The following is an 8,237-nucleotide window of genomic DNA, read 5'->3' on the forward strand; positions in this document are numbered from 1 at the left end:
CATTAATCTATTTAGATTTTGCATAATATATAGTTGCCGTATCAGTTATATCTACTAGACTTTGATTAAACATATCTTCTATCATTTGGATATTTTTTGCTGCCTCCTCTAGGGTTCTTAGCTGCATATTGGATATAGCCGAACCGAAAACTACATTACATTTTATAGCATCATATCCTTTCACTTCATCAAATACCTGCTTAGCTTTCGTATCATTATTCAATTGCTTTTTTAGGATCCGACCAAGTTCTATAATACCACCCTATGCGTCCTAAATATGCAGCATAAGCAAATTTTTCTTCATTATTCATTGTCCATAATTTAAATTTACCTTTTTAATCGTTTTGATCAAACCAATTTACTAATTTTTGTGAGTTATATAAATCGGAAGAATTAGCATATTGTATTAATAAATTTAACTCTAAAATTTTATATATCGTATTTTTCTGCATTTTTTGTAATTATCTCAATATTATCCGGTATAGTTTTAGCATTTATAAAAATACGTCCCTTTACTAAACTTTGAGGTATAGAATTTAAAAGATTAGTAGCATTATGTTCAAGATATTCTTTATTTCCTTTATCTCCATTTATTTGTAATATTTTTTCAGCATAACATCATGTATTTCAAATATCGGATTAACTTCATTAGGTTCAATATTAGAGATCAAAGTAAATTTAGAAAGCTGATAAATATCATCGTCTAGACTATGCTTATCTTCAGTAATAGAATTTAATAATTCTTTTGCAAAACTTTGATTATTTATCCCATCTAGTAATCTTTTGGCACTAGGGTTTAATTCATTGCTAACAAGTTTTATATTTAGCTCAATTTTATCCTTAGAGGCTTTTATCTTTTTCTTTTATATTCCTCTAAATTCAAACCTTGTACTTGATTTAATATTTGTGTTCCTTGAACTACAAGAATCGGATAGCCTCCAAATTCTTGGGTCAAAAAATTTATTAATTCCGGATTTTTATTTTCCAATATATTTTTTGCAAGTAATGCAGTTTCTGACTTAGTGCAAGCATTTGCTTTGATTATATTAGATAATAATTCATCATCTTGAGAACAAACTATAATATTACCGTTATATTCCCAATTAATAAAATCCTCTATTTTCTTATTCTCGCCTATTTTTAAATTATCAAACACCAACAACCATTTATCCTTACTTGCTAGATAAGCTATTAAATCTTTCCTCATCGCTACCATATCTTATGAAATCACCGGTGATTTTACCTCGATATTAATAGCTTTAGATAATTTGAGTGTAATTGCTGCTCTATATTTAGATTACAATCAATAAACCAAATTATGTTATAGTTATCTTTATTTTCATAAGCGTACATCCTAGCAAGCTGCGTTTTACCCATACCGCTTCCCCCTACCCTACTACAACTAGACTGCTTGTATTGATTAAGATTTTCTTTTAGTGTTTCCAATTGCGATACATGATTTATAAAATAGCTAACCGGTACAACTAAATTAGATATTTGACTTCGAGCAAATATACTTCCGCTTATTAGAAGCATAATAATCCCTAATATAATATTTTTTCATAATATTTATGAAAATTAAATTTTTAGCTGTAAAGCTAAATATTATTTCGACTAAAAGTCAATAAAAAATTGAGGGTTAATGAAGATATTGCACTGGGTGAATAAGTAGATGATATCATTCCCGCGTGGCATTGTTGCGTGGACCTGCTTTTCTGTCATTAAGAGAAGACTTACGTAGTAATTCGACGAAGCAATCTAGTAAAAAACTTTGTAAATCAGAGCTTTTTTAATTATTTTTTCTGGATTGCCGCGTCCGCTTCGCTCCTCGCAATGAAGATTAGATATTCACGCAACAAGATCTGTAGGCGGGAAGAAAAAATAAAAAAAGCCCCCTTTTTTCAAAGAGAGCTTTTTCTTAAAGAACTTATAAACTTGCTAATCGGGAGCGATTAGAAGTTTATACGGACTTTTAAAGTACCTTGATGTGCAACGTATTTACTTGCAATCTGAGCATCATAACCGACTCCGTATTCCATCTTAGCATCAGGTCTTATGCTTGCACTTAAACCTAAATTATAAGATGTTTTAGCAGTTTTGTCAGGCTGGCTGATGAACGGAGTAACTTGTCCATCTAACTGAGACTGAGTTTTAGATAATCTACCGTTTACTTTGTGAACTACAAAAGCGTGAGCTTCAGGATATACCGCAAGATCAGTTATATTCATAGTACCACCGGCTACTTTAGCACCTACTATTAAATCGGTTCTATCGCTAAACTTACTGTTAACTTGCTTGTTTGCAACTGTTGTACCGGTTTCTTTGTAGTTTTCGTCAGAAGACTTTAAGTAGCTAAGCCCTGCCATTGGAGTTACTAACACACCTTGCACTGCATTGTAATCATAACCGACCATTAAGTTACCACCGAATGTCATGTTATCGTAATTACCGGCAGCAATTTGTTTATTCATCTTACCGTTAGGATCAAAGAAGTAACGCTGACTTTTGTTCTTCACTTGGTTTAAGCTAAATATTGCACTACCTTGAGCAAAGAAGTTATTAACAAGCTGCTGGGCACCATATAGAGAGAATGAGAAACCTTTAATGTCGGTTTTATCACCTTTCTTATAATCTTGGTGTTTTATATCGGTTTTAGTGATACCGATAGCAGCACCGATCATTAAGTTATCGCTAGCTAGCGTATCTAAACCGATTACAACACCGGTGGTTTTAGCTTTATAACCAGCTAAACCGCCTTTCTTACTTTGATGTGCATCAGTATAGAAAGGTTTTGCCCATATACCATAAGCTACATTGTCAACAGCTGCGTCACCTGCAGCAACCGCAGCCGGTATTGCTCCACCTTCAGGTCCAGCCATTTCAGCAGTTTCAGGAGTACCTAAATATCTAAGAGCACCTAATCTGTTACCAAGTTGAGCTTGGATATCTTTAGCTACATCTAATTGTGCATTAGTTACAGCTGCACTTGAATCGGTAGTAATAGCTCCAACAAAGTTAGCAGAATCAGCACTATTTTTCGCTAAAAGAAGATTATTATACGCCACGGTATTAGTTGCATTTACAAATGTTGTAACGTTCTGACCTACACCCGGTGCACCTGCAAATGGGCTATTTGCTATATCATTAGTAACTACGTTTGCTGCATCGTTAGTACGTGTTATTACATAATCTTGGTTAGCATCACGCATTAAACCATAATTTACGAAACGATTACTTCCGGTTACAGCAAAGTTAGGACCTCCTAAAGTACCGTTAAATCTAGCACCACCTTGGATTAAAATATAAGTTTTTGTACCACTGAAATTTGCATTAACATTATCTTGTACGTTAATGGTTGTAGTTCCTGTAGTTGTTGCATTAACCTGAGCATTTTCCGCAATAACGATGTGACCTATCTTACCGTTTGCTACTGTTAAAGTAGTTTCAATAGAAGTATTGCTGCCCCATGTTGAAGTACCGCTTGCAAATGTTAAGGTATTTGTAAGAAGATCGATTTCACCGTTAATAGCAGTAGTACCGCCGCCTAAAATTACGTTAGAATTTAAAACAGTTAAATCATAAGCACCAAAATCTGTGACTTGTGAATAAATATTTCCTTGTAATCCTGCCCCATTATCATTACCCGTAAACTTAACAGAAGCTACATTAGTATCAGCAGCACCGATATTACCAACATGCGCATTACCTAAATAAGTTACAGTACCGACATTAGCTTTAGTGGTAACAATCATACTTGTAGGATCAGAAAATGTGCGGTCAACAAATCTTACATTAGCGTTACCGTTAACACTTCCAAGGGTAATTGTACCGTCGAAATCTGTCCCGACTACACCACCTGTAGTAACAGTTACACCGTCATTAATTGTTACGTTAGTTGCGATAATACTACCTAAGTTATTATAGTCTGTAGTAAACGTTACTTGCTTTAACTTTGGATAACCGTGCTCTACACCTAAACCGTAAATTGTACCAGGGGTATTAGGGATACCGCCGCTAAGTGTGACAGTACCTTGATTATTTTTTGTAGTACCGATACCTGCATATAATGTAGTAGCATTAACGATTATGCCATTATCGCTTCCAAGACCTAGACCTACGATATTTTTTTGATCACCGATTGCTTGACCATCAGCGATTACACTATCAATACCTGATACGATTACAGCAGGAACATTAAAGTTACCTGGTGTACCATTACCTACTTTACTTTTAATTGTTAAACCATCTAATGAGGTACCGCTAGCTAAGAATAAACCTGCACCTAAACTTGCATTTTCAAAAGAAATTGTATCAGTCTCTATAGCATGGTTATTACCTGCATTACCTATTTCATTAATTACTACGTTACCGCGACCGGAAACTGTTATTTGTTTTAAATCATTAACATGTCCAGCTTGTTTGTTTAATGTTACGGTAATAGGAGCGGTGTTAACAAATTCTACTATACCGGTATTATCATCCGATGCGATAAAGCTTGCAGTATAGTCACCACCGATTTGTAAGGTAGAATTACTGATAATAGTAGTATGGTCATTAAAAATGGCATTACCTGCAAACTGAACCGTACTATTGCCGTCTAAATATACGTGGCCGATTTTATTAGCAGGCGTACCAACTGTACCGCTTATTATACTTGTTCCACCACCAATAAAGCCAAAGCCACCGGTATTAGGAGTAGTAGTAGTAATATTATTGGCGTATATATTAGATCCGCCAATCATAGTTAATACAGTACTTATTGCCCCACCAGTCGGTGCAGCAAAATTGAATTCTGAAAGTGGAGCTTCCGCACTACCTAAATTTGTTCCTGCCATAAGATTTGTTATATTTAAATTATGCCCACCAACATTAATAACTATATTAGAGTCAGCTATTATTTTACCTTGACCTGAAGCATTAGTAGTTTTAGCTATTAAATAGTTAACATGACCAAGCTTTACTGAACCATTATTTCCAATAACTAACTCATTAATAGCAACATCACCGATACTTAAAGTTGTTGCACTTGAACCTATCTTTAATTGACCAAGAGTTTTATTATTAGCAATAGTACCGATACGACCTGCAATAGTTAAAGTTTGAGTATTTGTTAAGCTACTTGCATCAACAACACCTGTTTTATCAGTAGTAATAGCTAAATCAAAATTAACTAAAATATCATTTTGAGTACTTGTTAATTTAATAGTACCACCGTTAGCTTGGAAATCAATTGTTCTACCGGCATTAGCACCGATAATATTTGCTCCACCGAGAGTTAATGTTTTTGAAGCATCGTTAGCTAAAGTAATACCTTGTAACGCAGCATTACCACCACCGTTACCTATATCACCGGTAATTGTAGCACTTCCATCTAACTGAATAGCACCACCTGCAAGAGCACCGCCAATAAGAGCAGTTTGGTTAACTTGACCGCTTATAACTGTACCGTCAGCAAGTTTAAAAACAGAACCGGCATTTCCTAAACGTAACTCGGCAGTATGTATTCCTGATAATTGAACAACTCCGACACCTGCTGCTTCGATTGCTTTAATATCATTTGTCACTGCAACATTTGCATCAGCATTACCACTTGCTAAAGTACCGTTAGCAGCAAAAGTTATCACACCTGCAGTATTACCTTTATTGCTAGCATCACCTGTGAAATTACCTGTAAGGGTCTTATTATCAGGCACTGTAATCTGTACTGCAAGATTACAGAAATCAGTAGCACCAAAGTTTGAGTTTTGAGTTATTGCAACTTTAGAAGCTGCTGTTTTAAAGGCAGTAGTACCGTCTACACCAACATCAACTATGTGGTTAAAGTTTACTTGTCCGCCTGCATTAGCACTTTGTATAACCATGTTTTTAGCATAAACTTGTCCAGCGACTGTTGCTGCATTACCATTATCTACGCTAACAACAAATCCTGCAGCTCTACCTGCTCCATTATTAGTACCTATTACTGCATTAGCAGGACCTGCATTAGCCATAAGTTGACCAGCTACTGCTGCAGTAGTGTTAAATTCGATAATACCTTTTAGATTACCGCCTAAACTTCCTGTCATAACGTTAAAGTCGGTAGCAGCACCATTATTACTTAATAATACTAATCTACCGGTACCGTCCGTTCCGTTAAAATTAATAGTCGAACCAGCTACTTGTTGTAAATTTAAAGCATTACCATTAGTAGCATCAGTATTAAAAATGAAACCTTGACCGTCACCGATATTAATTGTCTTAACAGTAGCAAAACTTTTATCTGAAACTTGAATAAATCCATTAGTAACATCTAATATACCGTTAGCACCATTAGCTATTGCAGCATTACCTCCAAGTATAAGAGGAGCTTTTTGAGTTGTAGGATTTGCTAAATTAAATACTAATGTAGAAGGTGCAGCACCAAAGTCTGTTGTTCCTAAACTGCTAAGATCATTATTGGCAATAGCATTACCACCATTAACTTGTGTAACAACATTTTGAGCATTTTGTGTAGCACCTGCTTGTGCAGCAGTAATACCTTGTCCTGTTATGGTAAGAGTTTTACCAGCAGCAAGAGTAAGGTTAAAGAAGTTAGCGTTATTAGCAGCCTTAGTGATAAATCCTAAAGTAGTATTCTCATTAACTGTCACTGCTAAATTGTTTGCAGTATCTAAAAACAAACCGTTAAAATTACCTGCTGGAGTATTAAAACTAATACCATTATTAGAATTAGCCGTAATAACTGCATTTGGAGCAACTGCAAGATTTGCATTAGCAGCAGTTTGGTCAAACCCCGCACCATCAACAGTTGTAGCAACTCCAACTGTCGTTCTATTCTGCTGTGTCGCAGCACCCATAGCTGAGCCTGCGAAGCCAGCTACTATGGTAGCTGTAGAAGCAGTTACCAATCCTGCGGAAATTAATTTTTTTAGAAAATTTGGTTTTTGAGCCATATTTTTTTCCTATATTTAAGTTAAAATTTAGTACCTAGTATTAAAACAAACTGATCAAACGTGAGTCAATATATCCTGCATTTGATAAGGAAATAACCTAACATTTTGTTTCAATAGTTTCTAAACTACGGACTGTAGCATACCACATGTTGTATATAATTACAAGCATCGCTGTAGTTTTTTTATAAAGTTTTAATAACTGTTATATTTTTATCACATTGGTGTTATGACACACAGGTCATCATTGCGAAGAGGTATTGCCCGTGTGGATCAATTTCACCTCTCTCATCCCGTGGCTTAACCACGGGGATGACATATTCTTGTCTCACGGGATGACGAACTAATTATCCCCCTACTCTTCATTAAATATTAGCACTGCAGAAGTATTTTCCCATTTTAGCATTTCGTCATATTTAGTATCCCAAATACGCATAATTTCTTTTTCATATTCTACAATTTGCTCTTCTAATCCTTCAAATTGTTTCACTATTTTACGTGCTTTAGAAAGTACCGTGTCATTACTAACGTCAAAAACTTTTTTCAAATGATGGTCTTGTTCTTTTTTATAATTTAAATGAGCTGCTCTACCCAACTCAGCATCTTTATGCATATCTTCACTTCTTATCTGTATTTCAAAATTACGTTTAGAGTGTAAAAGCTGCATTATATTATGAAGAGACTGATAGCCATTGCTTTTTGGTCTATTGATATAATCTTTGGTGTATAACCAATCTAAATGCGGTGAACTCCTAACTACGTCCAAAGCATTATAGCATAGAGCTTTAGATTTAACTATAATCCTACACGCAATTAAGTCTTTCAATGCATTAATCTGCACTTCTTTCCTTTTCATCTTTTTTAAAACAGAATAAGGTTCTTTAAGACGCATATATATCTCATTTTCTATATCTGCCTTATTTAAATCTGCTTTAAGCAGATTAATAATATCACAAATCAAATCCCCTCCTGCTACCTAAAATTCTATAATATCTCTATTTTTAGTAAATATTACTGATAGCTTTTAGAACTTAAATCCCTAAGACTGTTCATAATACTATTCAAGTAATTGATAAAATTAATTCTTTAACTAAAAATTAAAAAACAGGTTAATAGCAAAAATAAACTTTTTCAATATAATTGTTTAATTAATTTTAACTTAGATTAATTAGATAGATCTGTTACATTGTCATTGCGAGAAGAATTATGTAGTAATTCGACGAAGCAATCCAGTTAAAAATTCTGATTTACAGAATTTTTTACTGGATTGCCACACGTAGCTTCGCTCCTCACAATGACGAATAGCAT

The 8,237-nt window shown here is 34.5% G+C and carries 5 protein-coding genes; all 5 read right to left on the reverse strand.

All coding sequences use genetic code 11. From position 1 onward, the window contains the following. Positions 1–7: 7 nt before the first annotated feature. The gene (locus tag A452_RS0105300; protein WP_014412386.1) at positions 8–223 is read right to left on the reverse strand and encodes a hypothetical protein; all 216 of its coding nucleotides are present in this window, start codon (positions 221–223) and stop codon (positions 8–10) included. A gap of 627 nt (positions 224–850) precedes the next feature. Beyond that, positions 851–1,216 (reverse strand): hypothetical protein, encoded by a 366-nt coding sequence (locus A452_RS12205; protein WP_231289989.1) that lies wholly within the window; start codon positions 1,214–1,216, stop codon positions 851–853. 23 nt (positions 1,217–1,239) lie between these two features. Beyond that, a complete protein-coding gene (locus A452_RS12210; protein WP_017208639.1) occupies positions 1,240–1,536 on the reverse strand; it encodes a hypothetical protein in 297 nt (98 codons plus the stop codon). A 416-nt stretch (positions 1,537–1,952) separates the two neighbouring features. Continuing rightward, positions 1,953–6,932: an outer membrane protein OmpB gene (gene ompB, locus A452_RS0105320; RefSeq protein WP_017208640.1), complete on the reverse strand. Its 4,980-nt coding sequence runs from the start codon at positions 6,930–6,932 to the stop codon at positions 1,953–1,955. Between the two features lie 352 nt (positions 6,933–7,284). Further along, the gene (locus A452_RS0105325; protein ID WP_014412382.1) at positions 7,285–7,890 is read right to left on the reverse strand and encodes a guanosine polyphosphate pyrophosphohydrolase; all 606 of its coding nucleotides are present in this window, start codon (positions 7,888–7,890) and stop codon (positions 7,285–7,287) included. Positions 7,891–8,237 lie beyond the last annotated feature (347 nt).

The organism is Rickettsia australis str. Phillips, assembly GCF_000273745.1.
Classification (GTDB): Bacteria; Pseudomonadota; Alphaproteobacteria; order Rickettsiales; family Rickettsiaceae; genus Rickettsia; species Rickettsia australis.

What these genes read in the sequence shown, in the direction of transcription:
- A452_RS12205 (WP_231289989.1), bottom strand. Translation starts at nt 1,216, where the DNA reads ATGGTAGCGATGAGGAAAGATTTAATAGCTTATCTAGCAAGTAAGGAT.
- A452_RS12210 (WP_017208639.1), bottom strand. Translation starts at nt 1,536, where the DNA reads ATGCTTCTAATAAGCGGAAGTATATTTGCTCGAAGTCAAATATCTAAT.
- ompB (WP_017208640.1), bottom strand. Translation starts at nt 6,932, where the DNA reads ATGGCTCAAAAACCAAATTTTCTAAAAAAATTAATTTCCGCAGGATTG.